This is a genomic window from Micromonospora parathelypteridis, from assembly GCF_014201145.1.
Lineage (GTDB): Bacteria > Actinomycetota > Actinomycetes > Mycobacteriales > Micromonosporaceae > Micromonospora > Micromonospora parathelypteridis.
The window spans coordinates 6,910,807-6,936,384 of record NZ_JACHDP010000001.1 but is presented as its reverse complement, the minus strand read 5'-3'; the positions used below and the strand labels follow the sequence as shown (position 1 = coordinate 6,936,384).

Annotated in this window: 23 protein-coding genes; 12 read left to right on the top strand and 11 right to left on the bottom strand. The window is 72.8% G+C overall.

The window, feature by feature from the left end:
• Positions 1–27: 27 nt before the first annotated feature.
• Together lon and HNR20_RS31475 are read left to right on the top strand one after the other, a co-directional pair.
• On the top strand, positions 28–2,358 hold the full coding sequence (lon, locus tag HNR20_RS31480; protein ID WP_184187579.1) for an endopeptidase La: 2,331 nt from the start codon (positions 28–30) through the stop codon (positions 2,356–2,358).
• Between the two features lie 130 nt (positions 2,359–2,488).
• Positions 2,489–2,893 carry a DoxX family protein gene (locus HNR20_RS31475; RefSeq protein ID WP_184187576.1) on the top strand — a complete coding sequence of 135 codons (405 nt, stop codon included), beginning with the start codon at positions 2,489–2,491 and terminating at the stop codon, positions 2,891–2,893.
• A 48-nt stretch (positions 2,894–2,941) separates the two neighbouring features.
• Here the strand turns inward: HNR20_RS31475 and HNR20_RS31470 are convergent, their stop codons facing one another.
• Together HNR20_RS31470 and HNR20_RS31465 are read right to left on the bottom strand one after the other, a co-directional pair.
• Positions 2,942–4,687, bottom strand: coding sequence for a DEAD/DEAH box helicase (locus HNR20_RS31470; protein ID WP_184187573.1), 1,746 nt, complete (start codon positions 4,685–4,687; stop codon positions 2,942–2,944).
• A gap of 130 nt (positions 4,688–4,817) precedes the next feature.
• Positions 4,818–5,762, bottom strand: coding sequence for a hypothetical protein (locus HNR20_RS31465; protein ID WP_184187571.1), 945 nt, complete (start codon positions 5,760–5,762; stop codon positions 4,818–4,820).
• A gap of 131 nt (positions 5,763–5,893) precedes the next feature.
• Between HNR20_RS31465 and HNR20_RS31460 the strand changes: the two genes are divergently transcribed.
• Genes HNR20_RS31460 through HNR20_RS31450 form a run of 3 tightly spaced genes read left to right on the top strand, consistent with a single transcriptional unit; the run spans position 5,894 to position 8,213 of the window.
• A complete protein-coding gene (locus tag HNR20_RS31460) occupies positions 5,894–7,051 on the top strand; it encodes a sensor histidine kinase (RefSeq protein WP_184187568.1) in 1,158 nt (385 codons plus the stop codon).
• Positions 7,048–7,653: a response regulator transcription factor gene (locus HNR20_RS31455; RefSeq protein WP_184187565.1), complete on the top strand. Its 606-nt coding sequence runs from the start codon at positions 7,048–7,050 to the stop codon at positions 7,651–7,653. The genes HNR20_RS31460 and HNR20_RS31455 overlap by 4 nt, the downstream gene beginning before the upstream one ends.
• Positions 7,654–7,694: 41 nt before the next feature.
• Positions 7,695–8,213: a 2'-5' RNA ligase family protein gene (locus tag HNR20_RS31450; protein WP_184187562.1), complete on the top strand. Its 519-nt coding sequence runs from the start codon at positions 7,695–7,697 to the stop codon at positions 8,211–8,213.
• Positions 8,214–8,257: 44 nt separating this feature from the next.
• Here HNR20_RS31450 and HNR20_RS31445 read toward each other — a convergent pair whose 3' ends face one another.
• Together HNR20_RS31445 and HNR20_RS31440 are read right to left on the bottom strand one after the other, a co-directional pair.
• A complete protein-coding gene (locus tag HNR20_RS31445; RefSeq protein ID WP_506280107.1) occupies positions 8,258–8,908 on the bottom strand; it encodes a UCP032817 domain-containing protein in 651 nt (216 codons plus the stop codon).
• A gap of 139 nt (positions 8,909–9,047) precedes the next feature.
• Positions 9,048–11,276 (bottom strand): glycoside hydrolase family 43 protein, encoded by a 2,229-nt coding sequence (locus HNR20_RS31440; RefSeq protein WP_184187558.1) that lies wholly within the window; start codon positions 11,274–11,276, stop codon positions 9,048–9,050.
• Positions 11,277–11,427: 151 nt separating this feature from the next.
• On the opposite strand from HNR20_RS31440, the gene HNR20_RS31435 reads away from it, so the two are divergent.
• The 7 genes from HNR20_RS31435 to HNR20_RS31405 all read left to right on the top strand — a co-directional run bounded on the left by HNR20_RS31435 (position 11,428) and on the right by HNR20_RS31405 (position 20,853).
• Complete coding sequence (locus tag HNR20_RS31435; RefSeq protein WP_184187556.1) at positions 11,428–12,171, top strand: ArsR/SmtB family transcription factor; 744 nt, start codon at positions 11,428–11,430, stop codon at positions 12,169–12,171.
• A gap of 177 nt (positions 12,172–12,348) precedes the next feature.
• Positions 12,349–13,308, top strand: a complete 960-nt coding sequence (locus tag HNR20_RS31430) for a cytochrome P450 (RefSeq protein ID WP_229687419.1) — start codon at positions 12,349–12,351, stop codon at positions 13,306–13,308.
• Positions 13,305–14,120, top strand: coding sequence for an isocitrate lyase/PEP mutase family protein (locus HNR20_RS31425; RefSeq protein ID WP_184187552.1), 816 nt, complete (start codon positions 13,305–13,307; stop codon positions 14,118–14,120). The genes HNR20_RS31430 and HNR20_RS31425 overlap by 4 nt, the downstream gene beginning before the upstream one ends.
• 164 nt (positions 14,121–14,284) lie before the next feature.
• Positions 14,285–15,253, top strand: a complete 969-nt coding sequence (locus HNR20_RS31420; protein WP_184187549.1) for a DUF5715 family protein — start codon at positions 14,285–14,287, stop codon at positions 15,251–15,253.
• Positions 15,254–15,257: 4 nt separating this feature from the next.
• Positions 15,258–16,847, top strand: coding sequence for an asparagine synthetase B family protein (locus HNR20_RS31415; RefSeq protein WP_184187546.1), 1,590 nt, complete (start codon positions 15,258–15,260; stop codon positions 16,845–16,847).
• A 524-nt stretch (positions 16,848–17,371) separates the two neighbouring features.
• Positions 17,372–19,903, top strand: coding sequence for a fibronectin type III domain-containing protein (locus HNR20_RS31410; RefSeq protein ID WP_184187543.1), 2,532 nt, complete (start codon positions 17,372–17,374; stop codon positions 19,901–19,903).
• 65 nt (positions 19,904–19,968) lie between these two features.
• Entirely contained in the window at positions 19,969–20,853 is an 885-nt protein-coding gene (locus HNR20_RS31405) for a hypothetical protein (RefSeq protein WP_184187540.1), read from the top strand.
• On the opposite strand, the gene HNR20_RS31400 is transcribed toward HNR20_RS31405, so the two are convergent.
• From HNR20_RS31400 to HNR20_RS31370, 7 genes are all read right to left on the bottom strand, one after another.
• Positions 20,841–21,122 carry a PqqD family protein gene (locus HNR20_RS31400; RefSeq protein ID WP_184187537.1) on the bottom strand — a complete coding sequence of 94 codons (282 nt, stop codon included), beginning with the start codon at positions 21,120–21,122 and terminating at the stop codon, positions 20,841–20,843. The genes HNR20_RS31405 and HNR20_RS31400 overlap by 13 nt on opposite strands.
• Positions 21,119–22,261, bottom strand: a complete 1,143-nt coding sequence (locus tag HNR20_RS31395) for an asparagine synthase-related protein (RefSeq protein ID WP_184187534.1) — start codon at positions 22,259–22,261, stop codon at positions 21,119–21,121. Before HNR20_RS31395 ends, HNR20_RS31400 begins: the two co-directional genes overlap by 4 nt.
• Before the next feature lie 8 nt (positions 22,262–22,269).
• On the bottom strand, positions 22,270–23,130 hold the full coding sequence (locus tag HNR20_RS31390) for an ABC transporter permease (RefSeq protein ID WP_184187531.1): 861 nt from the start codon (positions 23,128–23,130) through the stop codon (positions 22,270–22,272).
• Positions 23,127–23,741, bottom strand: coding sequence for an ABC transporter ATP-binding protein (locus tag HNR20_RS31385; RefSeq protein WP_184187528.1), 615 nt, complete (start codon positions 23,739–23,741; stop codon positions 23,127–23,129). Before HNR20_RS31385 ends, HNR20_RS31390 begins: the two co-directional genes overlap by 4 nt.
• 34 nt (positions 23,742–23,775) lie before the next feature.
• Positions 23,776–23,931 carry a lasso RiPP family leader peptide-containing protein gene (locus tag HNR20_RS31380; RefSeq protein WP_184187525.1) on the bottom strand — a complete coding sequence of 52 codons (156 nt, stop codon included), beginning with the start codon at positions 23,929–23,931 and terminating at the stop codon, positions 23,776–23,778.
• Between the two features lie 131 nt (positions 23,932–24,062).
• Positions 24,063–24,470 carry a lasso peptide biosynthesis protein gene (locus tag HNR20_RS31375; RefSeq protein ID WP_184187522.1) on the bottom strand — a complete coding sequence of 136 codons (408 nt, stop codon included), beginning with the start codon at positions 24,468–24,470 and terminating at the stop codon, positions 24,063–24,065.
• The gene (locus HNR20_RS31370) at positions 24,463–25,386 is read right to left on the bottom strand and encodes a nucleotidyltransferase family protein (RefSeq protein WP_184187519.1); all 924 of its coding nucleotides are present in this window, start codon (positions 25,384–25,386) and stop codon (positions 24,463–24,465) included. Before HNR20_RS31370 ends, HNR20_RS31375 begins: the two co-directional genes overlap by 8 nt.
• Positions 25,387–25,578: the final 192 nt, after the last annotated feature.

The following is a 25,578-nucleotide window of genomic DNA, read 5'->3' as shown; positions in this document are numbered from 1 at the left end:
TCAACTCAACGCGATAGCAGGTGTTCGATGGCAACTCTTCCGGTACTTCCCCTGACCGACGCCGTGCTGCTGCCCGGCATGGTCATCCCGGTGACCCTCGACCCGACCACCCAGGCCGCGATCGACGCGGCGCGGGCGACCGGCGACCGCAAGCTGCTGGCCGTGCCGCGTATCGACGGCGAGTACGGCCCGGTCGGCGTCGTCGCCACCATCGAGAAGGTCGGCCGGCTGCCCGAGGGTGAGCCCGCCGCCGTCATCCGTGGCCTGTCCCGGGCCCGGATCGGCTCCGGTGTGCCCGGCCCCGGCGCCGCACTCTGGGTCGAGGCGACCGAACTCGACGAACCCGCCCCCGCCGGCCGTGCGCGCGAACTCGCCCGCGAGTACCGCGCCCTGGTGACCTCCGTGCTTCAGCAGCGGGGCGCCTGGCAGGTCATCGACGCGGTGGAGCGGATGACCGACCTGTCCGAGCTGGCCGACTCGGCCGGTTACGCGCCCTGGCTGACCCTGGAGCAGAAAACCGAGCTGCTCGCCGCACCGGACGTCACCGCCCGGTTGGAGCTGCTGGTCGGCTGGGTCAAGGACTACCTGGCCGAGCAGGAGGTCACTGAGCAGATCAACAGTGACGTCCGCGAAGGGCTGGAAAAGTCGCAGCGGGAGTTCCTGCTGCGCCAGCAGCTCGCCGCGATCCGCAAGGAACTGGGCGAGGACGAGCCGGACGGCTCGGCCGACTACCGGTCCCGGGTCGAGGCAGCCGAGCTGCCGGAGAAGGTCCGCGAGGCGGCCATGCGCGAGGTCGGCAAGCTGGAGCGGGCCAGTGACGCCTCCCCGGAGGCCGGCTGGATCCGCACCTGGCTGGACACCGTGCTGGAAATGCCGTGGGGCACGCGTACCCAGGACAACACCGACCTGGCCGCGGCCCGGGCTGTGCTCGACGCCGATCACGCCGGTCTGGCCGACGTGAAGGACCGCATCCTGGAGTACCTGGCCGTGCGCAACCGGCGGGCCGAGCGCAACCTCGGCGTGGTCGGCGGTCGCGGCTCCGGCGCGGTGCTCGCGCTCGCCGGTCCTCCCGGAGTCGGCAAGACCAGCCTCGGCGAGTCCGTGGCGCGGGCGCTCGGGCGCAACTTCGTCCGGGTCTCGCTCGGTGGTGTCCGCGACGAGGCGGAGATCCGCGGTCACCGGCGCACCTACGTGGGCGCGCTGCCCGGCCGGATCGTCCGCGCGCTGCGCGAGGCCGGCTCGATGAATCCGGTCGTGCTCCTCGACGAGGTGGACAAGCTGGCCGCCGGCTACGCCGGCGACCCGGCCGCCGCCCTGCTGGAGGTGCTCGACCCGGCCCAGAACCACACCTTCCGGGATCACTACCTGGAGGTCGACCTCGACCTGTCCGACGTGCTGTTCCTGGCCACCGCCAACGTGGTGGAGTCCATCCCCGGCCCGCTGTTGGACCGGATGGAACTCGTCACCCTGGACGGCTACACCGAGGACGAGAAGGTCGCCATCGCCCGCGACCACCTGCTGCCCCGGCAGCGGGAGCGGGCCGGGCTGACCGCCGAAGAGGTGCAGATCGCCGACGAGGCGTTGGCACTGATCGCGGGGGAGTACACCCGGGAGGCCGGCGTCCGGCAGCTCGAACGTGGCCTCGCCAAGATCCTGCGCAAGGTGGCGGTGACGCTCGCGACCGACGACACCCCGGTACGCGTCGACACCGACAACCTCACCGGCTACCTGGGGCGGCCGAAGTTCACCCCGGAATCGGCCGAGCGCACCGCGGTGCCCGGCGTGGCAACCGGCCTCGCCGTCACCGGCGCGGGTGGGGACGTGCTCTTCATCGAGGCGACCAGCATGGAGGGCGAGCCGGGGCTGACCCTGACCGGTCAGCTCGGTGACGTGATGAAGGAGTCGGCGCACATCGCGCTCTCCTACCTGCGTTCCAACGGACGTCGGTTCGGCATCGACCCGAACGTCCTGGCCGGACGCCGGATCCACGTCCACTTCCCGGCGGGCGCGGTGCCCAAGGACGGCCCGAGCGCCGGCATCACCATGGTGACGGCTCTGGCGTCGCTGGTCACCGGCCGACCGGTCCGCCCCGAGTTCGGGATGACCGGCGAGGTGACGCTCTCCGGTCGGGTGCTACCGATCGGGGGAGTGAAGCAGAAGCTGCTCGCCGCGCACCGGGCCGGCCTCACCGAGGTCATCATCCCGGCGCGTAACGAGCCCGACCTGGACGACCTGCCGACCGAGGTGCGCGAGGCGCTGACCGTGCACACCCTGGCCGACGTGGCCGACGTGCTCGCCCTGGCGCTGCGCCCGGCCGACGTGCCGGCGCTGGACGGTCCGGCGCTCTTCACGGTCTGACGTTCCGTACCAAAGGACCCCCGCCGTCTTCGAGACGGCGGGGGTCCTTTGGTACGCGCAGGGAGGTCTACTGTCTCGCTTGAACCCTCAACTACCTCTCCGCCGCGAGGCGGCCCCTGGAGGAACAACCGTGAACCTGGTGCTCTGGATCATCCAGATCATGCTCGCCGTCGCCTTTGCCGGCGCTGGCGTCAGCAAGCTGACCCAGCCCAAGGAGAAACTGCGCGACCGGATGGCCTGGGTGGACCCGGTTCCGCCGACCCAGGTCAAGGCCCTCGGCGCTGTCGAGGTGCTGGCCGCCATCGGGCTGGTGCTGCCTCCGCTCACCGGCATCGCCACCGTGCTCACCCCGCTCGCCGCCGTCGGGCTGGTCATCGTCATGATCGGCGGCATCCTGGTGCACCGGCGCGACTTCAAGAAGCGGGACACGGAGGCCGCCCGCCGGTTGGAGATCCAGGGCGGGATCCTCTGCGCGGTGCTGCTCCTCCTCGCCGCCGTGGTGGCGTGGGGCCGCTTCGGCCCGTACTCCTTCTGAGCTGCCGCGCCGGCGACCGTCGTACCACGGCGGTCGCCGGCGGCGTGCTCAGCGCTCGTCGCCCCCGCGGTCGCGGCGCACGGTGGCCTTGCGGCCCTTGATCGTGCTCTGGCGCAACCCGGAGATCACCTCGTCGGCCACCCCCTGCGGCACCTCCACCAGCGAGAACCGGTCGGCGATCTCGATCGAGCCGATGTCCCGGCCACGGATCCCGGTCTCGCCGGTGATCGCGCCGACCAGGTCCTGCGGGCGCACCCCCGCGCGCCGGCCCAGGCCGACGAAGACCTGGACGGTGTTGCCGCCGCCCGAGCGCGGCCGGCCCCCACCACGCCGATCGCCACCCCGGCCGCCGGTCTCCGGTCGACCCTCGCGCGGCCCACGCACCGGCACCTGCGGGATCTCCTCCTCGTCGTCGGAGCCCGGCGACGTCACCTCGTGGGCCAGCTTCACGGCGGCGAGGGCGACCTCCATCAGGTCGAACTCGTCGGTCAGCGTCTCCACGATCACCCGGAACGGGTCGAGGTCGTCCTCCAGCAGGCTCTCCCGCAGCGCCGCCTGGGTCAGCTCCAGCCGGCGGGTACGCATGTCGGCCACGGTGGGGATCTTGTCGATGGTGATCCGCTGGCCGGTCACCCGTTCGATGGTCTTGAGCATCCGGTGCTCGCGCGGCTCGGCGAGGGTGATCGCCACGCCCTCGCGCCCGGCCCGACCCACCCGGCCGATCCGGTGCACGTACGACTCGGGAGCTGACGGCACGTCGTAGTTGACGACGTGGGTGAGCTGCTCGACGTCCAGCCCACGCGCCGCCACGTCGGTGGCGACCAGCAGGTCGGCGGTGCCCGCCCGCAGCCGGCCCATGACCCGGTCACGCTGCTCCTGGCTCATGCCGCCGTGCAGCGCCTCGGAGCGGTAACCCCGGCCGTTCATCGTCTCGGTCAGCCGGTCGACCTCTTCCCGGCTGCGGCAGAACACGATCGCCGCCGTGGGCGACTCCACGTCCAGCACCCGGCCCAGCGCGGCCGGCTTGTGCGCACGGGTCACGATGTACGCGCTCTGCCGCACCCGGGGCGCCTCACCGGCGACCGTCTGCTCCCGGCCGATCTCGATCCGGACCGGCTCACGCAGGTGCTGGCGGGCCATTCCGTCGATGCGGGACGGCATGGTGGCCGAGAAGAGCACCGTCTGACGCTGCGCGGGAGCGTGCTCCAGGATCGCCTCGATGTCCTCGGCGAAGCCCATGTCGAGCATCTCGTCGGCCTCGTCGAGCACCACCGTGGCCAGCCCGCCGAGCCGCAGCGTGCCCCGGGCGATGTGGTCCAGCGCCCGACCCGGGGTGGCCACCACCACGTCCACGCCGCTGTCGAGTGCCCGCAGCTGCCGCCCGATCGGCTGCCCACCGTAGATCGGCAGCACCCGAGCGCCCAGGTCCTTGCCGTAGCGGTGGAACGCCTCGGAGACCTGCACCGCCAGCTCCCGGGTCGGCACCAGCACCAGCGCGACCGGATCGCCGCCCCGGCGGTGTGCCGTCATGAGGTTCAGCAGCGGCAGCGCGAACGCCGCCGTCTTGCCGGTGCCGGTGGCCGCCTGACCCAGCAGGTCCCGACCTTCCAGCAGCGGTGGAATCGCCTCCCGCTGGATGGGGGTCGGCTCCTCGTAACCGAGGGCGGCGAGCGCGCCCAGCAGTTCGGCGCGCAGCCCGAGCTCGGTGAAGGCGTTCACCTCGTCGGTGCCGGCGGGGGTGGCGTCGAGCGGTGCGTCGGTCGGTGCGTCGTGCTGTGCAGGTGCGGAACTCATGTGCCAAGCCTTTCATTACGCCGTCCGGGCCGCTGCGCCGACCGGCACAAGAGTCGCGCCGACTCCCGGGCCGCACGGCCCCCGCGCCGGTGCGCGCGCCCGATCTCGCTCCTCGGCGGCCGTGGTCGCCTTACGCGTAGGTGGTGAGGATGGCGAGGATCATCGTGCCGGCGAGGGCCGCGTCGAGCACCCCGCACCACTCGGCGTAGGCGCGCGGCACCACCCGGCCGGTGCGGTGGTGCACCAGGTCCCACCCGGCGTGCGCCAGCCACCCGAACGCCACCAACCAGGCGGCGACCTGTCCGTCGACCGTGACGGCGACCACCGTCAGGGCCACCCAGCCGCCGAGCCCGACGAGTTGGGTGGCGAGCACCTTTGGCCCACGCAGCGTACGGCGGGCCACGCCGATCACCAGGTAGCCGCCGGGCAGCACCAGCATCGTCCACGGGCTGAACACTCTCGGCTCCACCCACAGGTCCACGGTCATCAGCACCGCCAGCCCGGTCGGCCAGCGGCGGGCGAGCGCCACCACGGCCGGGTGCCGGCGCACCACCACCGGCGGGTCGTGCCGATGGCGCAGCGCCACCAGCACCATCGCGGGAACCATCAGCAGATGACCGCCGAGCAGCAGCGCGTCCGCGTCCAGCAGGCCGACCCACCACGGTACGAGCAGCAGCAGGAACGGGACGTACATCGCGGCGGCCATCTCACCGACCCCACGCCAGTGGTGCGCCCGGTAGCGCATCCACACCGTCATCCCGACGGTCATGTTCGTGGCCATCACCAGCGCGGCAACGTCCGGCCGGCGCAGCGGCCCGGCGAGCCCCAACGAGGCGCCGGCCGCGTCCCACAGCCCTCCGAGCAGCAGCATCCCGGCGAGCATCGCCAGCGCCATCTCGCCGAGGTGCCACAGCAGCGGCCGTGTGTCGCCGGTCGGTGCCGCGTCCGAGGGTGCCGCTACGGGGCACGCCGGGTTGAGGGACGCCGCGTCCGAGGGCGCCGGCTGGTCGGTCGGCAGCGGCCCGGGCGGCGGTACGGCGGCGACGCTGTCCGCGTACATCCGTGTCTTTTCCATGCCTCGACCCTGCCGGCGTCCCCGGCGCGGTGGGCAGACCCGTTCGGCACGGGAAAACCGTGCGGGTCGCATGGTCCAACCGTGACGGTTCGCTGGGTGGACCGGGCGGCGGGCGGCCCTAGGATCGGTGCGTGGCGAGCGAGGCGGTGACGGCCCGGGCGGACCGCCGGCTGCGCCGGGCTCGGCGGGCAACGCTCTTGTCGCTGGCCACCGGCGTCTGGGCGAGCGTCCTGTTCCCGGCGGTCGGGCTGACCCGCGAGCCCGATCCGGGCCGGGTGGTGCTCGGCGCGGTTGGCATCCTCGCGTTCACGGTCGCCCAGACCGTTGTGCTGTACGCGGCCGTGACGCCGTGGCTCGACCCGCGCTGGCGGCGCCGCGCTCAGGTGGGCCTGGCCGGGATGGCGGTGCTGAGCGTTCCGCTCGTGGGTCCGGTGGCGGCTGGCAGTTGGCCGACCTGGGCCTGGCTCGGTGCGGCACTGATCGGCATGGCGCCGCTGCTGTTGGTGCGACTGCGGGCCACGTTGGCGGTGGCGGCCGGTGTGCTGGTGGTGGCGGTGGCGGTCGCCTGGTGGACCGGCGGCTCCGTCCCGCGTCACCTCGCCGTCACCGGGGGGATCGGGGTGGGCGTCGCCGCCGTGAACGGGTTCCAGGTCTGGTTCTGGGACCTGCTGGTGCAGGCCAGGCAGGGCCAGGCCGCCCAGGCCCGGCTGGCCGCCGCCGAGGAGCGGTTGCGCTTCGCCCGGGACGTGCACGACGTGCTGGGGCACAGCCTTACGGTGATCGCGTTGAAGGCCGAACTCGCCGCCCGGCTCGCCTCGGTCGACCCGGAACGGGCCGGGCGGGAAGCCGCCGAGGTGCAACGCTTGGCCGCGTCCGCGCTCACCGAGGTGCGGGAGACCGTGCACGGTTACCGGGTCGTCGACCTCGACGAACAACTCGCCGCGGTGGCGGAGGTGCTGCGCTCCTCTGGGGTACGGTGCACGGTCCTGCCGCTGCCAGCGGACCTGCCGCAGCCCGCCGCCGCCGAACTGGCGGCCGTGCTGCGCGAGGCGAGCACCAACGTGCTGCGACACAGCCGGGCCGACTGGTGCCGGATCCGCATCGATCGGGAGGACGACGTGGCCAGAATGACGGTGGCCAACGACGGCGCCGACGACCGTGGCCCGGACGCGCACAGCCACGGCCTGCGCGGGTTGGCCGACCGGCTCGCCGCCGCCGGGGGCGAGTTGCGGGTACGCCGGGAGGACACGGTGTTCACCCTCGAGGCCACCGTGCCGGTGCCGTCGTGATCCGCGTCCTGCTCGCCGACGACGAGGACCTGATCCGGGTCGCGGTCGCCGCGCTGCTCGGCCTGGAGCCGGACATCGAGGTGGTGGCACACGCCGCCGATGGGCCGACGGCCGTCACCGCGACACTGGCGCACCGCCCGGACGTGGCCGTGGTGGACCTGGAGATGCCCGGCCTGGACGGCATCGCGGTGGCCGCCGAGCTGACCCGGGCCCGACCCGAATGCGCGGTGGTCGTGCTGACCGGGCACGGCCGACCCGGGCACCTGCGCCAGGCGCTGACCGCCGGCGCCCGGGGGTTCCTGCGCAAGGGTTCGCCGGGTGGCGCGCTCGCGGATGTGATCCGCCGGGTGCACGCCGGAGGCCGCTACGTCGACCCCTCGCTGGCCGCCGACGCGCTGACCTTGCCCCCGTGCCCACTGACCCCTCGGGAACTGGAGACGCTGCGGCTGGCCGAGGTTGGTGCCCCGGTAGCGCTGATCGCCCGGCGGGTGCACCTGTCCACCGGCACGGTGCGCAACCATCTCTCCGCCGCCGTGCAGAAGCTCGGCGCGGCCGACCGGGCCGAGGCGGTACGCACCGCCCGGGACAACGGCTGGCTCTGACCACGCCACCCCGCCGTCCGTTGCTCCGCTAGCGTATCTGGGTGCGTACGGTGGAACTGCTCTGCTCGGCCGGGTTGGACGCCGAGGTCCGGTCGACCTGGGAGCGGTTGGCGGAGGCGGGGCTGCCCAGCCTGGCCCGCAACATCCATCCGACCAACCGGCCGCACCTCACCCTCGCCGCCGTGGACGACTTTCCGCCCGGTGTCGAGCACCGCCTGGCCGAGCTGTTCGACGCCGCGCTGCCGGTGCCGGTCACACTCGAGCGCGTTGTCGTGCTCGACGGCAGCGCCCCGTTGGTCTGGCTCGTACGACCAACGCCGGCACTGACCTCGTTGCACGCCGCCGTCTGGGACGTCCTCGCCGAGGCCGACGGGCATCGTCCGTGGCATGCCCCTGGGCAGTGGGTGCCGCATCTGAGCCTGGCACTGCGGTTCCGCAACGCGGATCTGCGGCTGGCCCGGGCTGTCGCGGACGGGCACCGGCCGGCGGGCGAGTTCGCCGCCGCCCGCAGCTACGACGGCACGGACCGGACGGTGACCCCGCTGACCCGGCTCGGCTAGGGGCAGCGGGTCAGCGGATCAATTCGGGCAGTGGGTCGGCAGGCTCAGTCGCCGCCCCCACCGCCGTCGCCACCGCCCGCGCCGCCGGCGTAGCCGTGGCGGCCGTCGTTGAAGGGCAGATCGCCGCGAATGCCGCCTGACTTGGGCCGCTTACCCGGCCCTTCGAGGTGCTGCAGGCAGACGCGGCCGGAGACCGGGAAGCACTCGCCACGGCCTCCACAGTCGGCCAGGTAGCGGTTGCCGTCGTGGACGCGGAGCTCTTGGTCCACCCGGAACAGCAGGGGGAGGTCGGTCGCGGCGCACCCCTCGTCCTGACGGCCGTGACTCAGCGTGGCGAGCAGCAGGGCGCTGCGATCGGCGTTGGTCGTGTCGCCGTTTGGTGCCGACCTCGGTTGGCGGTTCAGCAGACGCCCGAACGCGGCGTCGCAGAAGGTGGCGTAGTCCTCCGCGTGCAGGGTCAACGCCTGCCACAGATCGTCCACGACCACCGACGGCATCGCCAGCTTCGCTCTGGGCTGGCGGGCGATGATCCGGAACCACTGCCGGGTCGCGGTTTCGACGAGGACGATGTCGTCGTCGTTGAGATGGGGGTACTGATTGCGCAGGTGCTCACGCCCGCTGGCAGGAAACTGCAGGTTGGACACTGCGCGGAGTCGGCGAGGGGTGCGGTCGCTTCTGAACGGCGTCCAGATCATGCGGCTACTTCCATCCGCCCAGGGTGCGAGCTCTAAGGCCACGACTTGCCGAAGTGGCGCCGCGGCCCCTCCAGGGTAGGGCAGTAGACAAGCGAAGGCCCCCTGCACACCGCCGAGCGGCGGCAGGGGGCCTCGCCACCTAGCGGTAGAAGCGCAGGTAGTCGAACTCGGCGCTGACCGCCGGTGCGGCGCCGCCGTGCGCGACGAGCCCGATCCGCGGGGTGGTGTCGGCCGGGAAGGTCCACACCGCACCCCAGGTCCAGGTACGCCCGTCCCGGCTGGACCCGGCCCGGTACTCGTGCTCCCCGGTGGCCGGGTCGACGTGGTGCGCCAGCCGCAGCCAGGTGGTGCTGGCCGGGGCGCCGACGATGCTGCCGCCGTAGACCGGTTGACCGGCGAAGGGGAGCTCGTAGCCGTACTCGACCTGGCGGGTGTTCCAGATCGCCACCTGGGTCAGCCGCGCGAACCGGTCGTCGTCCACGTAGGCGACCAGGCCCGCCTGCTGGTAGTTGCGGACGGTCTCCTCACCCAGGTCCAGCGTCACCTTCGTCTCGACGACGTAGTCGCCGTTCGGTGCGTCACGCAGCAGCACCCCCGCCGTGTTGCCGGTGCCGGTCAGGTCGGCGGCCTGCACGGGCCAGCGCAGCGCGCCGCCGGCGACGGTGGCCGCCGGGTCCTCACGTACCCATTGCCAGTCGCCGTCCAGCCCGCCGTCGAACTCGTCGGAGTACGCCGGCAGTGGTGCCCCGGCCCGCGGCTCGGGCACCGGTCGCCGAGGCGGTTGGTACAGCCGGGCCACGCTCACGTTGTCGAACTCGGCCGGCCCGCCGGTGGCGGTCAGTCCGGGTCGGCCGGCGACCGGGCGGTCCAGCCGTAGCGACACCACGGCGAGCTGGTCACCGAGGCGGGCCGGGCTCAGCTCGGCGACCAGTTGCTTGCCGCGTACCTCGATGGCCAGGTTGTGTCGGTCGGCCGGGTCGAACCCGGCGGGCAGTGCCGCGCTGGCGCGACGGCGGCCGTCGCTGGCGACGAGCCGGCCGACGGCCGCGTCCACCCGGACCTCGACCCGGTCGGCGAGGGTGATCCCGGCTGAGGCCGCGCCGGTCAGCCGCAGGTCGGCCTCCGCCCGCAGGTCGCCGCCCATGGTGGTACGGCTGGTCAGCGCGCCGCTGCCGGTGAGCCGGCCGTCGGCGATCCGCCACTCGCCGGATGCGCGTCGCCAGCCGGCCAGGCCGGCGGTGTCGAACCGTTCGTCGACCCGGCCCGTGGTCACCGGCGCGGGGCGGTTGCCGTCGGACGGGCCGGCGCCGGCGTTCACCGTCGGCCAGCCGTCGAACCAGTCCAGCCGGTCCAGCAGCATGGGGCGTTCGTTGATGCCGAACGGCTCGTCCAGGTACGGGTCGGCACGGTCGATCGCGTGGTAGACGATCCAGTCCTGACCGGACAGGTCGGTGAGGAACCCGTTGTGCCCCGTCCCGATCCACTGGTTGCCGTTCTGGGTGAGCACCGGCGTGCCGCCCGCCCGGGACGCGGTCAGCGCGACGCCTTCCCGGTCGGTGAACGGGCCGCGCGGGCTGCGCGCGCGTCCAACCTGGACGGAGTAGCCGGTGGCCGGGCCGGCGCAGCAGTTCGCGGTGGAGGCGAACAGGTAGTACCAGTCGTCGTGGCGCAACACGTAGCTGCCCTCGAACTTGTTGTCGACGGCTACCAGCGTCGGTGTGCCGACGGCGGCCAGCCCGTCCGCGGTGAGCTCGGTGACCGAGATGCCGCCGTAGTAGCTGCCGTAGTAGAGGTAGCTGCGGCCGTCGATGTCGGTGAACTGGGTGGGGTCGATGGTCCACAGGTAGCCGCCGCCACCGCCGGCACGAGGGTTGACGACCGGCTGCGCGGCGAAGGTCCAGGGCCCGGCGGGGGTGGGGGCGGTCGCCGCGCCGATGGCGTAGTCGCTGCCCTCGGCGGAGACGGTGGTGTCGGTGACCGTCACGTACATGACCCACCGGTCGCCGAGGCGGCGCACATCAGGCGCCCAGAAGGCAGCCCCGGGAGCGGCGTACGGCGGGCGCTGGTCGGGGCCGAACGCGTCGCCGACGTACGCCCAGTCGACCAGGTTGGCCGAGCGGGCGATCGGCACCCGGTGGAACTCCCGCTCACCCTCGTGCAGCGGGTCAGTGGTGCCGTACGCGTACCAGAACCCGTCTTCGCCGCGGACGATGACCGGGTCCGCGAACGTGTCGCCCACGGCGACGGAGATCGGGTTGCGGTAGCGCGACGGACTGTCCGAGCCGGCGGCGGCGGCGGTGGGCGCGGTCGCGGCCAGGATCAGGCCGAGCACGGCGGCGAGTACGCCACCGCGGCGGAACTGTCGCATGTGGACCTACCTTGGGGGAGTTGGCGGTGTGCTCCACGTTCTTACAACGTTGGATACAACGTTGTAAAGGGGCAGGCTCCGATAATGAGAGCCAGCTCGTGCTCTGGACCCAGATGATCGGGGCGCTGCTCGTCCAGGCGATGATGACGCAATGAGTGGTGGCACCGAGGGCCGGGCAATGGCCGAACTGGCAGCCCTGCTGGCCGACGGCACCCGGGCTGGCATCTGCGTCGCGTTGCTCGACGGCCGTGCCTGGACAGCCGGCGAGCTGGCCCGGCGGGCCGGGGTCGCCCCGTCGACAGCCAGCGACCACCTCACCCGACTGGTCCGCGGCGGTCTACTGGTCGAGGAGCGGCAGGGCCGCCACCGCTACCTGCGGCTGGCCGGGCCGTCGGTGGCCCAGCTCATCGAGGACCTGGCCGGGCACGCCCCGGCTGCACCCGCGCCGGCCGGGTCGCTGCGCGCAGCCAACGCGAGCGCCGTCCTGGCGTACGCCCGGACCTGCTACGACCACCTGGCCGGACGGTTGGGCGTGCTCATGTACGACGCGCTGCTGGCCGATGGACGGCTGGATCGCTCCAGCGGCCTGACGCTGACGACCGAGGGGTGGGCGTGGGCGGCCGAACTGGGCGTACCGGTGCACGTGCTGCGCACCGCTCGGCGGCCGGTGGTCCGTGACTGCCTGGATTGGACCGAGCGCCGGCCGCACCTGGCTGGAGCGCTCGGCGCGGCGCTGTGCCGCCGCTTCACCGACCTGGGCTGGATCACGCCGGGCGCGGGTCGCGCGGTCCGACTCACCTCGACCGGCCGCACCGCCCTCGCCGAGACCCTGGACGTCTCCGAACAGACCCTCGCGCCCACCCCGCCCCCGGCACCCGCCAGCGGCCGGGCCTGACTCTCGCGCCGCGAACCGCGCGCCGCGCAGGGCGCGACATCGGGGGACTGTTCGGTGGGGGGCGAAGGGTTCGGGTTCTACGGTCGGCCGGTGACTGACACGTGGACTGAAATCGCGCCCCCTGCGGGAACGCCGGCGTGCGGCCCGCCCTCGTTCGAACCGGGGCGCGGTTGGTCGGTGACGCGGCACGTCGACGTGCGGGCGGCGCTGACGCACCCGGCGTTCGAGGTGCCGGCTGTCGACAGCGGTCCGTACGGCACGCTCGCCTGGCTGCGAGCCTCGGTCAGCCGGTTCAGTTCGTCGCGGCGGCACACTGAACGTCGGGCGATCGTGGTTGACGCGCTGGGCGCCCTGGACGTGGACGATCTTCGGCACGAGGCGGCCCGGCGGACGGCCGCCGTCCTGGATCGGGCCGGGGACCGCCTGGACGTGATGCGTGACGTGGCCCGGACGGTGCCGCTGCGGGTGCTGGCCAGGCGCCTCGGTTTCGCCGAACCGGCAGCCGCCGGGACGGCGGTCGCGGTCGTCGCTGCGGCGTACCACCCGGGGGTTGACCTGGCCCTGGCGCAGCGGGCCGACCGGGCGGTGGCGACGCTGCTGGCCTTGGCGCCGCCGGCCGGACCGGAGGTTCGGGCGAACCTGATCGGACTGTTGGTCCAGGCGTGTGACGCGACCGCCGGCCTGATCGGTGCCGCCGCTTTCCATCTGCTGCCTCCGCACGGCCGCCTACCGGGCGGCGACCCGCCAGGCGTGGCGGGAACGACGGAGCTGGTGGCCGAGGTGCTGCGGCTCGACCCGCCGGTACGGGCGACCCGGCGGGTCACCGCATCCGCGGTGCGACTGGGTGGGCGGGATCTGTCGGCGGGCAGCCCGGTGCTCCTGCGCTTCGACGCGGCAAACCGTGACCCGCAGGCGTTCGCCGAGCCGGCGACGTTCCGGCCCGGTCGACCCGGTGCCAGTCTGTTGACCTTCGGGTCGGGGGAGCGCGGCTGCCCCGGCGACCGGCATGCCCTGGCCCTCGCCACCGGGGTGCTCGACGTGCTGGGCGAACGCTGCGAGCGCACTCGGGCCCCGCTGTGTCACGAGCCGCACCCCACCCTGCGTGTTCCGACGAACCTCGAGGTGAGCGTCCGATGACCGATCAGCGTGCGGAGTTCCGCGCCCTGCACCACACCGGCCGACCGCTGCTGCTGCCCAACGCCTGGGACCACGCCTCGGCGGCGGCGCTCGCCGCGCGCGGCCACCGGGCGATCGGCACCACCAGCCTCGGCGTCGCCGCAGCCGCGGGCCGACCCGACGGCACCGGGGCCACCGCCGCCGAGACCCTGGCCCTGGCTCGCCGGCTCAGCAGACTGCCGGTGCTGCTCAGCGTGGACGTCGAAGCCGGCTTCAGCGCTGATCCGGCGGCCGTGGCGGAATACGTGGCCGAGCTGGCCGGGCTCGGTGTGGTCGGGATCAACCTGGAGGACGGGCGCGCTGACGGCACCCTCGCCGACCCCGAGGACACCGCCGACAAGGTCGCCGCGGTGAAGGCAGCGGTGCCGGACCTGTTCGTCAACGCCCGCACCGACACCTGGTGGCTCGGGGTGGACAACCCGTTGCCGCAGACCCTCGCCCGGGCCCTTGCCTACCGGGCCGCCGGCGCCGACGGGATCTTCGTGCCCGGCACCGTCGACCTGGCGACGCTGCGCGTGCTCACCCAGGAGATCGACGCTCCGCTCAACGCGCTGTACCAGCCGGGTGGCCCAGGGCTGGGCGACCTGGGCCGCGCGGGGGTGGCCCGGGTCAGCACCGGCTCCCTGTTGTTCCGGGCCGCGCTGGCCGCCGCGGTCGCCGTCGCCGACGGAGTACGCGCCAGCGGGCTGGCGGCGCCGGACGGGCCAGCCGTGCCGGCCGGGCTGCCGTCGTACGCCGAGGTGCAGGGCCTGGTGCCGACGGACGGCGACTGACGGCTCCCACCTGGCCCGCTGGGGGTCGCGCCGTCGGGCGCACAACCTGAGGTCCGGCTCCCTTCGGGGCCAATCGGAGGATTGTTCGGTCCCTTCCGGTCCGGCTGATTACGGTGTGTTTCAGGGCGAACACCCAGTGCCGTGACCGGAGAAGGGACCCCGTCATGCGAGTGCCCAGCCGTAGCCCGGGACAGCAACCCGGTTCGCCCGTCTCGCCCACCGCGCCGGCCCGCCGTCGGCCCTCCGGCACGGCCCCCCGCCGCCTCTCCGCCACCGAGCCCGATCTGGCCGCCTACCGGGCGGCCGTCGCCGAACTGCTGGTCGAGGTCGGCGCCCTGGCCGACGCGGCCAGCACCCGGGCTCGCCAGGTGCTCATCGACGAGCGGCTGCGGGAGCCGGCGCTCGCCGCCGTCCTCGACGCCACCCCGCAGGGGCTGATCGGGGCGCGCGAGACGCTGCTGCTGGAGATGGCCCGCTACCACCCGAACGAGCGCACCTCGGCGCGTGACCTCACCGCGCTGGTCCGGATCTACCTGCTCTCCCGCATCGACGTGCTGTGGTGGCAGGACGCTCCGACGTTCGTCACCGACGACCAGGTCAACGGCAGCGCCGACCTCGTCGACCTGGAGTGGTTGCGCCGCCGCGACCTGCTGCGTTTCCGCTACCAGGAGCAGCCCGCCACCATGCTCGGCCGCGCCGCCCGCGGACTTCGACGTCGACTGCGCCCGGACGCCACCCCGCAGACCGCCGGGCTGCTGTTCCGTCGCGCCCGCCGGGAGGTGGTGGCGCTGCTCAACGACCTCGCGCGGGAATTCGCCGCCGCCGCGCCACCGAACACTCCGCCGCTGTGGGTGACCAGCCTGGTCCGCAGCGCCGAACACCAGTACCGGCTACGCCGCCTGGGCTACGCCGCCATGCTGCCCAGCGGGCACTGCCTCGGCTACTCCGTCGACGTCGAGCTGACCTGGTTCGAGCGTTTCGGCGCCCGGGAGGCGCTGGCGGAGCTGCTGCTGGCCCGGCAGGAGACCGGGGACATCAACGTGATCGACGAGGGGCAGGCCTGGCACCTGTGCCTCGCGCCCACCGCCCGGCGCCGCCTCCGCCGGGCGTACGAGGCCGAGATGGGGGTCTGAGTCGGTGTGCGGCATCGCGTTGAGCATCGGCCCCGAGGCCGACCCGGCGACCTTCCGGCGGATGCTCGCCGTCCTGGCCCCTCGCGGTGAGGTCACCGAAACCCGGTCCGAGAGCGGGTTGCTCGCCGGCACCCGCCGGCTCCGGGTCGTCGACCGGGACCGGGCGGTGCAGCCGTGGACCTCGACCGACGAGCGCTGGCTGCTGTGCTTCAACGGCGAGATCTTCAACTACCGGGAGCTGCGGGCACAACTGACCCGCCTGGGTCAGGCGTTTCGCACCGTGAGCGACACTGAGGTGCTGCTCGCCGCGTTCCAGCAGTGGGGCGAGGCCGCGGTGACCCGGCTCCGCGGCGAGTACGCGTTCGCCGTTGTCGAGCGGGCCACCGGCCGGGCGTACCTGGCTCGCGACCCACTCGGGGTCAAGCCCCTGTACTGGTCCCGTCGGCCCGGTTGCCTGCACCTCGCCTCCGAGGTCAAGGCGCTTGTCGGGCACGGCGCCCCGATCGCCGAGGTGCCACCCGGGCACCACGGCTGGGCGGAGGCGGACGGGCACGTGCGACTGCGCCCGTACGTCGACCTGCTCACCATCGGTGAGGGCCTGCCGGTCATCGACGACCCGGACGAGGCCGCCCTGCTCGTCCGTGCCGCGCTGAGCGACGCGATCCGGATGCGGGTGGAGACCGACCTGACCGTCGGGGTGGTGCTCTCCGGTGGGTTGGACAGCTCGTTGACCCTGCGGCAGGTGCGCGACATCCACCCGGACTGCGTCGCGGTGACGGTCGGTGTCGCGGACAGCCCCGACGTCGCGTACGCCCGGCGGCTCGCCGCCGACCTGGACGTGCCGCACGTCGTGGTCGAGCTGCGTCCGCGCGACATCCGCCTCGCCGACGTGCGCGAGGCCATCCGGATCTCCGAGCTGACCGAGTACGGCGACATCATCAACGCGGTCGTCTCGGTGCCGATCTTCCGGCGGCTGGGCGACCTGGGCATCAAGGTGGTGCTCACCGGCGACGGCTCCGACGAGCTGTTCGGCGGGTACCCGATGTACCGCCAGGTCGCTCCGGCCGCGGCCCGCCGACTGTTCCTGCACCGGATCCGCAACCTGTGCCGTACGGAGTTGCAGCGGGTCGACCGGGCCGCCATGGCGCACGGGGTGGAGGCTCGGGTGCCCTTCCTCGACCTGAGCGTGGTGGAGCTGGCGATGCGGCTGCCGCTGGATCTGAAGGTGCGCCACGGGCAGGAGAAGTGGATCGTCCGGCGGGCGTTCGCCGACGTGCTGCCCGACTACATCCTGCGCCGTCCGAAGAACCCGATGTCGTACTCGTCGGGGCTGCACGAGCGGGTCCGGTTGTACAAGCCGCTCTTCGCCCGGCTGCACCGCTCGTTCGGCTACGACCTGCAGGAGCCGGTGCGCCGGGACTTCGACACCGTGTTGAGCCGGTGTGGCAACGACCTCGACCGGGCCATCGCCGACGGGTTGGACCGGCCCGACTACACCGTGCTGGAGCACGCCCGCGACCTGGTCGGTGCGGCGAAGTGGAACGCCGCGCCGGTGGTCCGCCGCCTGGTCGGCCCTCGTCCCGCCCGCCGCTGAGCGCCAGCCACAAAGGACGTACCCGTCGCCGTCCACCAGGACTGACCGCGACCCTGCCGTCGTGCCCCCGAATCGGGGCGCGACGGCAGTCGGGTTCCGGACAGCCCTCGCCCACCGGAAGAATTCCCCACCGCCGAAACGCGCTTTGACCTGGGAAAACTGGTAGAAGTTGATAGAGGATCGTCGCTCAATACGTGAGATCCATTGCGTGAGCGGCGGTCGGGTTTCCGCCAGTCGCCCTGCGGCCGGGGGGCATCAGGCGCGTGGCCGCCGAGGACTAATCAGCCGGTCGCCCGTCTCCTTCCTCCATCCGCTGTGGTCCTCATCCCCGGAAGAGGGAGAAAACATTCATGTCCCCAGTGCTCCGTGCCCGACCACGGGCCGTCACGGCATGCGCCGCAATCCTGGCGCTGATCATCAGTCTGTTTGTCGCACCTACGGCGGCCTCGGCCCGTGCGCCGAGCCGTGCCCCCACACCCGCTTCGGCGCCGGTGACAGCGCCGCTGACAGCACCGACCGTCACCATGGAGCGCGTCGCCCAGGCGGCCGCTCCGGCGCAACCACCGGCCGCCCCGGCCGCGCCCACCGCGTCCTGGCGCGCTGGCACGGCAACGGTGACGTGGAAGGCGCCCGCTGACCGTGGCGCCGCCATCACCGGCTATGTGGTCACGCCGTACCGCAACGGCAAGAAGGCGAAGGCGGTGACCTTCGACGCGTCGAAGACCACCCAGAAGATCTCGGGTCTGACCGCCAAGGGCACCTACACCTTCACCGTCGCCGCGAAGAACGCGGAGGGCACCGGCCCGGCCAGCAAGGCATCCAAGGGCGCCAAGATCATGGCTCTGCCGGGCGCACCGACCATCATCGCGGTCACGGCCGACACCGCCACCGCCCTGCTGAGCTGGACGCCCGGACCCAACGGCGGCTCACCGATCACCAACTACATCGTCACACCCTGGGTCGGCGGCATCCGTCAGCCCGCCCAGACCTTCGGACCGACCACCACCAACACCGTCACCGGGCTGACCCCCACCACCACCTACCGGTTCACGGTGGCCGCCCGCACCGTCGAGGGCACCGGCCCAGACTCGGCGCTGTCGGACACGGTGATCGCGAACGTGTCGCCGACACTGCTGTTCAACCACCCGACCGAGGCGACCGTCGGGATCGCCTACGTCGCCACCCTGAACATCACCCACGGCGTGCCGCCCTTCGTCTGGTCGGTCGCCTCGGGCGTCCTGCCACCGGGGCTGCTGCTCAACCCGCTGACCAACGGCATCTCGGGCGTACCGACCACTGCGGGGAACTACCCGGTGGTGATCCGGGTTGTCGACGCGAACGGCCAGACCGGCACCCGGCTGATCGTGCTGGTGGTCAACCTGGCACCCACCCTCACCTTCCCAGCACCGCCGCTGGGTGAGGTCGACGCTCCCTACGCCGAGCAGCTCAACGTGGTGGGCGGCACAGCGCCGTTCACCTGGTCGCTGGCCACCGGGTCGCTGCCGCCCGGCTTGACACTCGACGCGGCGACCGGCCTGTTGTCCGGCCGGCCGACCCTGATCGGCGCGTTCCCCTCAACGGTCCGCGTGACCGACGCCAACGGCCAAACCGCCACCCGGGCCATTCGCATCCTGATCCAGGCCGCGAGCGTGGCCACGCTGACGGCGTCCACGAACGCCACCACCTTCGGCACACCGGTGCAGTTCACGGTTCTCGTCGGCCCGGGCGTCGCCGAGGGCAGCGTCACCCTCATCGACGAGTTGCCCAACGGGGTGGAGACCCCGCTCGGCACCTTCCCGCTGAGCCTCAACGTGGCCCACTTCGAGATCTACGTACCGGCCTTCGGACACAATCAGTTCCGGGCGCAGTACGACGGGACCGGCCCGTTGGGCGAGGCGGTGTCCAACGAGATCGTCGTCGAGGTCTCGGCGGCGCCCCGACAGGTGGTCATCGACCAGTTCGCACAGTCCGGCATCAGCGGCCTCACCGACCAGTTCGTCTCGATCGTCAACAGCACCTCGATCAACCTGCCGATCGCCGGTTTCAAGGTCGAGGCGCCCGGTGGGCTGTCCATCACCATCCCGGGCAGCGCCCGGCCGCTCGGTCCCCGACGGGGCTATCTGATCGCGGCAGCCAACTATTCGCTGTACAACATTCAACCCGACCTCATCGTCCCCAGCCTCGGCCAGGGCGGGTTCCGGGTGGTTGCACCGGACGCGGCGAACACGGTCACCGACCGGGCGGGCTCGACACCGGGCTTCTCCGAAGGTCCGCCACTGCCCGCGTTCAACGCACCGCCGTTCGTGCCCCACTCCTGGAACCGACTCCGGGTCGCCGGCAACCTCCAGGACACCGCCAACAACCAGGCCGACTTCCGACTGGTCGCCACCGTGCTCGGCCCGATCAACGGGGTCCCGTCCACGCTCGGCAGCCCGTCTCCACAGAACACGCTCGGCACCTACCAGCAGAACGCCTCCATCCAGTCGACGTTGTTCGACCCGAACGTGGCCGTGTCGGTCGCGCCCAACCGGGTGCGCACCGCGAACAGCCTGGTGATCCGGCGGACGCTGACCAACCGGTCCAACGCCGCGATCACTCAGGCCCGGATTCGGATCACCTCACTGAGCGCGGAGAACGGAGCACCGTACCCCGGTGGACCGTCGCCGGCGGTGCACTCCAACCTGAGGTTGGTCAACCCGATCAACCCGACCACTCCGATCATCATCAGTGACGGTCGGACCCTCCTGTCCCGCAATCTGTCGATGGATTCGCCGGCGACCACCCCGCCGGGTGGTGGGCTGGGCACGACGCTGACGATCCCGTTCGACCTGGGTGGTCTGGCGCCCGGTGCGTCGGTGCACATCGCGTTGAGCTTCGCGATCGACACACCCGGATCGTGGTGGGTGGCGTACGACGTCGATGCGATCGGCGGGGGAGTCGTCCCCACGGTCGCGGCATCGGCGAAGGGCGCCAAGGCGACGAAGCAGCGCGCGGCGGACGCCAAGCGACTGGCTGAGTCGCGCAAGTTGAGCGTCGACAGCGGAACCCTGCGCTGACGCTCGTCGGTTGAGGGTGCGGGTGGCGCGTCACCACGAGCGCCACCCGCATCGCGTCGTCGACCATGATCGTTGAGCAGGCGATGAACGGGGAGAACATGCCGACACCCGGACGAGGTGTCTACGGGCTGCGGGTGCACGGGCTGGACGAGGTGTCCGAGCTGCTGCCAGCCGAGGGTGCCGCGCTCGGGTGGCCCGCGGTGCGGGTCCGCCAACTCGACGCACCGCCACCGCCGCCGGTGCCGCTCGACGACCGGCGGGGCACCCGGGTCCTCGCCGACGGGCGGACCCTCGCCCTCGACCGGCTGGCGGGCACCGCCATCTTCTACGGCCCTGCGCTCACCCCGGACGTGCTGGCCCACCCGTACCTCGCGCCGGTGGCGACGACCGTCAACCGGTGGGCCGGGAGGGAAACCTTCCACAGTGGAGCGTTTGTACTCGCCGATCGGGCCTGGGCGGTGCTCGGCCCGCGTACCGCGGGCAAGAGCAGCCTGCTCGCCGCCCTGGCCGCCCGGGGCGTGCCGATCCTGACCGACGACATCCTGGTCGTCGACGGCGTCGAAGCCTTCGCCGGTCCTCGCTGCGTCGACCTGCGGCAGCCCGTGCCGGGCGCGGCGCTGCCGACCTGGCTGGCCCGGGCCGGCGACCGGCTGCGCGTCGGGCTGCCCCCGATCGCGCCCCGCGTCCCACTGGGCGGCTGGCTGTTCCTGTGCTGGGGTGACGCGGTCACCCTGACCCGACTGCCCGGGACCACCCTGCTGGCGCGGCTCGCCGGGCAACGGTCCTTCGGACAGCTGCGCTCCGACCCGGCGGCGCTGCTGTCGATCGCCGCCCTGCCGGCGTGGGAGTTGACCCGGCCGCGCGACTGGGCAGCGCTCGACGACACCCACCGACTGCTCGCGGACACCATCGCCGCGAGCCGGGCCGTGGGCTCCGGTCAGGGCCGCTGAAGCAGCAGCCCGTGCCCGCGCAGGTCCTCCAGGAAGGCGGCCACGTCGGCTCGGGCTCGTTCCCGATCCACCGGGGCGGTCTCCTCCAGTGCGGTGACCAACTCGGTGCTGGTGGCACCCGCCACCAGTCGTTGCCAGAGCAGCGCCCCCGCCGAATCCAGCCCGAAGTAGACCGAGTTGGCGGTGTCCAGGACGACCACCTCGTCGCCGGCCAACCGCCAGGCCACCCGGTCCGGGTCGACCCGGTGCACGGCCTCATGCTGTGTCACGACTTGACCTCCACATCGATGTCGGAACGCTCCGGCCGGCCGGCGGCACCAGCCGGGTTGGCGGCCAGCCAGAGCTGTTGGACCAGGCTTGCCGTGCCGCCGGGGATCGGCCAGTGGGACCACAGTCGACGCAGACCGTCCGGGTCCACCAGCCTCGGGTCGACGCCGGAGCCGTCCCAGGAGCGGACGAACTCCCGGGTCGGTGTCCGGAAGAACACCTCGAGAAAGCGGGCCTTGCGGCGTGGCGCGGTGACCTCGGCCGGCAGGGCTCCCCGGACGATCTCCGCGAGCAGCCGGTCCCGGCCGATGTTCCGGCGGTCGCCCGCCAGCATTGCCAGCGCGGCCAGAAATCCCTTGTCGAGCAGCGGCTGAATCGCGGTGGCCTGGTGCTCGGCGGCCAGCGCGGCCAGCGCCGAGCAGGTCATCCGTAGGTCACGGCGCCGGGTGTGCCAGGCAACCCGGTGCCGCAGTTCGCGCGGCTCGGCCCGTTGCTCGGCGCGGAGCGCCCGGTGCGCCTCCCGCGCCACCGACCGGCGCAGCCAGGGAAACATCGCGGCGGGCCCTTGACGGGTACGCGCGGCGTGCCGCAGCCACCACAGTCGGTCGCGCAGCGAGGCCGCCGGCGGGCGACGCCACCCGGCCAGGATCTGGTCGCCGCCGGCGCCCGTGAGTAGTGAACCGCCGGAGGCCAGCTCGGCGATGGGCAGGTGTAGGTGCAGGTTGACCGGATGGACCACCCCGTGGCGGTGCAGCAGTCGACGGGCCACCGGCCCGACCAGGTCCAGATCGTCGTCGGCCCGCAGGATCTCCCACGATCCGCCGATCCCCAGAGCCCCGATCACCCGTTCCTGCCAGTCCGACTCGTCAGCCCGGGGGGCCCCGGTGAATCGCCAGGTGACCGGGACCGGATCCGGCAGCCCTTCCCGCCGGGCAGCCCGGACGGCCACCGCGAGAATCAGCGACGAGTCCAACCCGCCCGAGAAGCTGACCACGCACGGGGGCCGGGACAGGCCGGCCAGCACGGCGGCGTCGAGCGCGGCCAGCGGGTCCGGTACGACGACCGGCACGGGCCGACGCGGCGGTGGAGCGACACCGAGCAGCGTGCCGGTGGCGAGGTCGAACGGGGTCGGACGGAGCATGTCGTACCTCAATCGCGTTTCAGGGTGCCGCGGCCGGCGGCGACCCGCAGCGCCCGCGCGAAGGCCCAGCTCGACACCGGCAGCAGCAGCGCGGTGACGCCGAGCAGCGTGCCGGCCGACCACGCCCACTCGCCGCCGGCCAGTGCGGCGCGCAGACCGTCCAGGGCGATCCGGCTGGGCAGCACCGCGGTCAGCTCCGGTAGTGGGCCGGGGAGTCCGGAGACCGGGAAGTACGTGCCGGACACAAAGGTGAGCCCGACGACGAAGAGCCGGGCGGCGGCGTCGCCGTGCCCGACAGCGACGGTGAACGCCGCGAGCGCGATGCCGATGCCCATCAAGGACGCGGTGCCGGCGATCAGCATCACCGCGACTCCCCACCAGTCGGCCCGCTCGGTGCGCAGGCCGAGCAGGGTGCCGAGGATCGCCAGGTAGACGCAGGAGCGCAGCAGGGCGAACAGGAACGGGTAGCCGGCGGTCCCGATGGTCAGCGCGGTGACCGGCACGGGTTGGGCGGCCAGCAACTCCAGCGTCCCGCCGCGTTGCTCCCGGATCACCCGGCTGGTCAGTTGCGTGGTGGCGGCCTGCAGGATGAGCAGGAAGGTGATGCCGACCGCCACGAAGTCGAAGTAGCTCGGCGAGTGGGCGAGGTCGGTGCCGGAGGACGGGGTGAGCGCCCGGGAGATGAACAGGAAGACGACCAGGTTCACCACCCCGAAGGCGAGGTCCAGGAGCAGCGGCAGCCGGAACTGCCGTGGGTCACCGAGATCGCGGCGGACCAGCGCGAGGATCATCCCGACCGCACTCGCACCGACGGCCCGGCGACCGACCGGTCGGGCGGTGGTCGTGACCGCCGTGGTCGGTGTCGTCATTGGGCGGTCGGGAGGGTCAGCGCGGACTGGCACCGGCTGCGGTCGTCGGCGAGGTGCGACGCGATCACGCAGGTCAGCTCGGGCCGCCGATCGAGTGCCTGCCACAGCAGCAGCCGGGACCTCTCATCGAGGGACCGGCCGGGCTCGTCGAGGAGCAGCAGCGCTGGTTCGGCGACGAGCGCCCGCGCGATGCTGACCCGGGCCCGCATTCCCGCCGAGCATCGTTCCACCGGGACGGTGGCGTAGCCGGTGAGGTCCAGTTCGGATTCGACCCGGGCGACGGCTGGGCGGACGGCCCGTCGTGGCAGTCGGAGTCGGGCGACGAGGGCCACGTTCTCGCGCGCCGACAGTTTCTCGTACAGGCCCTGCTCCGGGGCGAGGCAGACGCCGGTCAGGCGCCGGGCGGGCAGTGAGCCGACCGGGTGGCCGCTGACGGTGGCCTGTCCGGCGCTGAGGGTCAGCGTGCCGGACAGGCACCGCAGTAGCGTGGTCTTACCGGATCCGTTACCGCCGCCCAGGAACACTCGGGCACCGACCGGAACGTCGAGGTCCAGATCGGTGAAGATCACCCGACGCCCGAACCGACGCTGTGCCCGGCGGACCGTGAGCATCGGCGGTCCTCCCACGATGTCGGGCGGCGACGGATCAGAGGGAACCGTCGCCGCCGCCACCCAGGCCATCGTCTGGACCTACGGTGCCGCCCTTGGTCAACTCGGCGAGGGTGCCCAGGCGCTGAATGGTCGGCGGCCGGTAGTCCGCAGCGGCGGTCTGGGCTGTGTCCGGCTCGCGGTTCGATGTCATTGGTTCTCCCTAGTCGTTCGGTGTTTTACCAGCATAAACGGTCATCAGGTGCTTTAGATGCCATTGGAGGCCTAAACGTCGCAGCACGTCGAGAACCACCCAGGAACGGTCGAGCTGCGCCGGCGGCGCGGTCAGAGCAGCCACGAGTTCGGGACGGGGCGGCGCAGAATCTCCGCCAGCTCGTGCTGGTGCGGGTCCGGATCGCCGTCGAGCCAGGCGTGGGCGTGGAACCCAGCCCCCGGCGAGCTGACCCCGATCACCACGGTCCGCGCCACCCGCCTCCGGGCGAACCAGCGCTGGAGCACCAGCGCGCTCTCCAGGCAGTTGCCGCCGCCCCGGCCCAGCGCCCGCCGGACCAGGGCGTCGCTGCCACCGGGGGGCGGCGCGGGGAGGCGTACCGCATCGAGGCCGCCCCGGGCGAGCTGACGGCGTACCCGCCGGCAGGCCAGCAGCGTCCACGCCACCACGGCCAGGCCGAGCGGCCCGTGCCGGCGGATGACCCGGGCCAGGGCGCGCAGCGCGCGTACCGGGTCAGCCATGCCGTCGCTGCGCGGTCCGCAGCTCCCGCAGCACCCGGGGCAGCAGCCGGACATGCCGGCCGATGCGCCGGACGTACGCCCACAGCAGGCCCCGCCGGCCGCGGTGCGCCCGCGCGTCGAACTGCCGCAGGTGCACCGGCAACGGCAGCACCAGCCGGGACAACACCCGCAGGCGGTGCCCCGGCCCGGACACATCCGCCAGGTGCGCCAGACCGACGGCGGTGGGACTGGCCAGGCGGGCGGCGAGCCATGCCGACGACGGGCCACGCGTGGACGAGAGGCCGAGCCGGGCCGCGACCACCACACCGGCCGGCAGCAGCCCGAGCCCGACGGTGAACGCCGGCACCGCGTCGCAGCGCGCGGCGAGCCGACCGGCCGCCTCCCAGGTGTCCGGGGAGAACACCGCCAACGCGTGGGCCAGGTCCCGGGCTGGTTTGCCGAAGCCGGCGGGACTGGCGGCGTGCAGGGCGGCGATCAGGGCGGTGCCGGCCTCGTCGGGTACGAGGACGCGCCCGCCGGCCAGGTCGAGGTGGTCCGCCCCGACGCGTAGCGACCGCCACAGCTCGTCGTAGTCACCGACCCCGGCGAAGCCGCGGTGCAGCTCCATGGTCAGCGGCAGTGGCCCGGGCGCGTGCCAGGGCTGTTCGTGCCACGTCGCCGCGACGACGTGCAGGTCGGCAGGGAGCTTCGGCCGGTAGCCGGCGGCGTGGAGGGCGTCCTGCGCGGCGGTGACGCTGTCCGGCGCGACGAGCAGGTCGACGTCGGCGTAGTGCCGGTCGACGCCGAGCCGGCGGGCCAGGCCGGCCCCCTTGAGCAGCATGCTGTCGACGCCGTGTCGGCGCAACACGTCGCTGGTGGACACGGCCAGGGCATCGAGGGCCAGGCAGCGCACGGCGAGGCCGGGGGAGACGGTCACCGCAGGACCACGGCGGGGGTGAGTGCCGGTCCCACCGGTGCCCGGAGACGGTACGACAGTGACATCCAACCTGCCTTTCGGGTCTGCGGCACCGGACGTACTGAAAAGGGGGTGAATCCGAGACCAACTCAGTTATATCGACATAAGGCGATATCTGGTATACCACATTTCGGCAGGTCGGGCGGGCTCGGC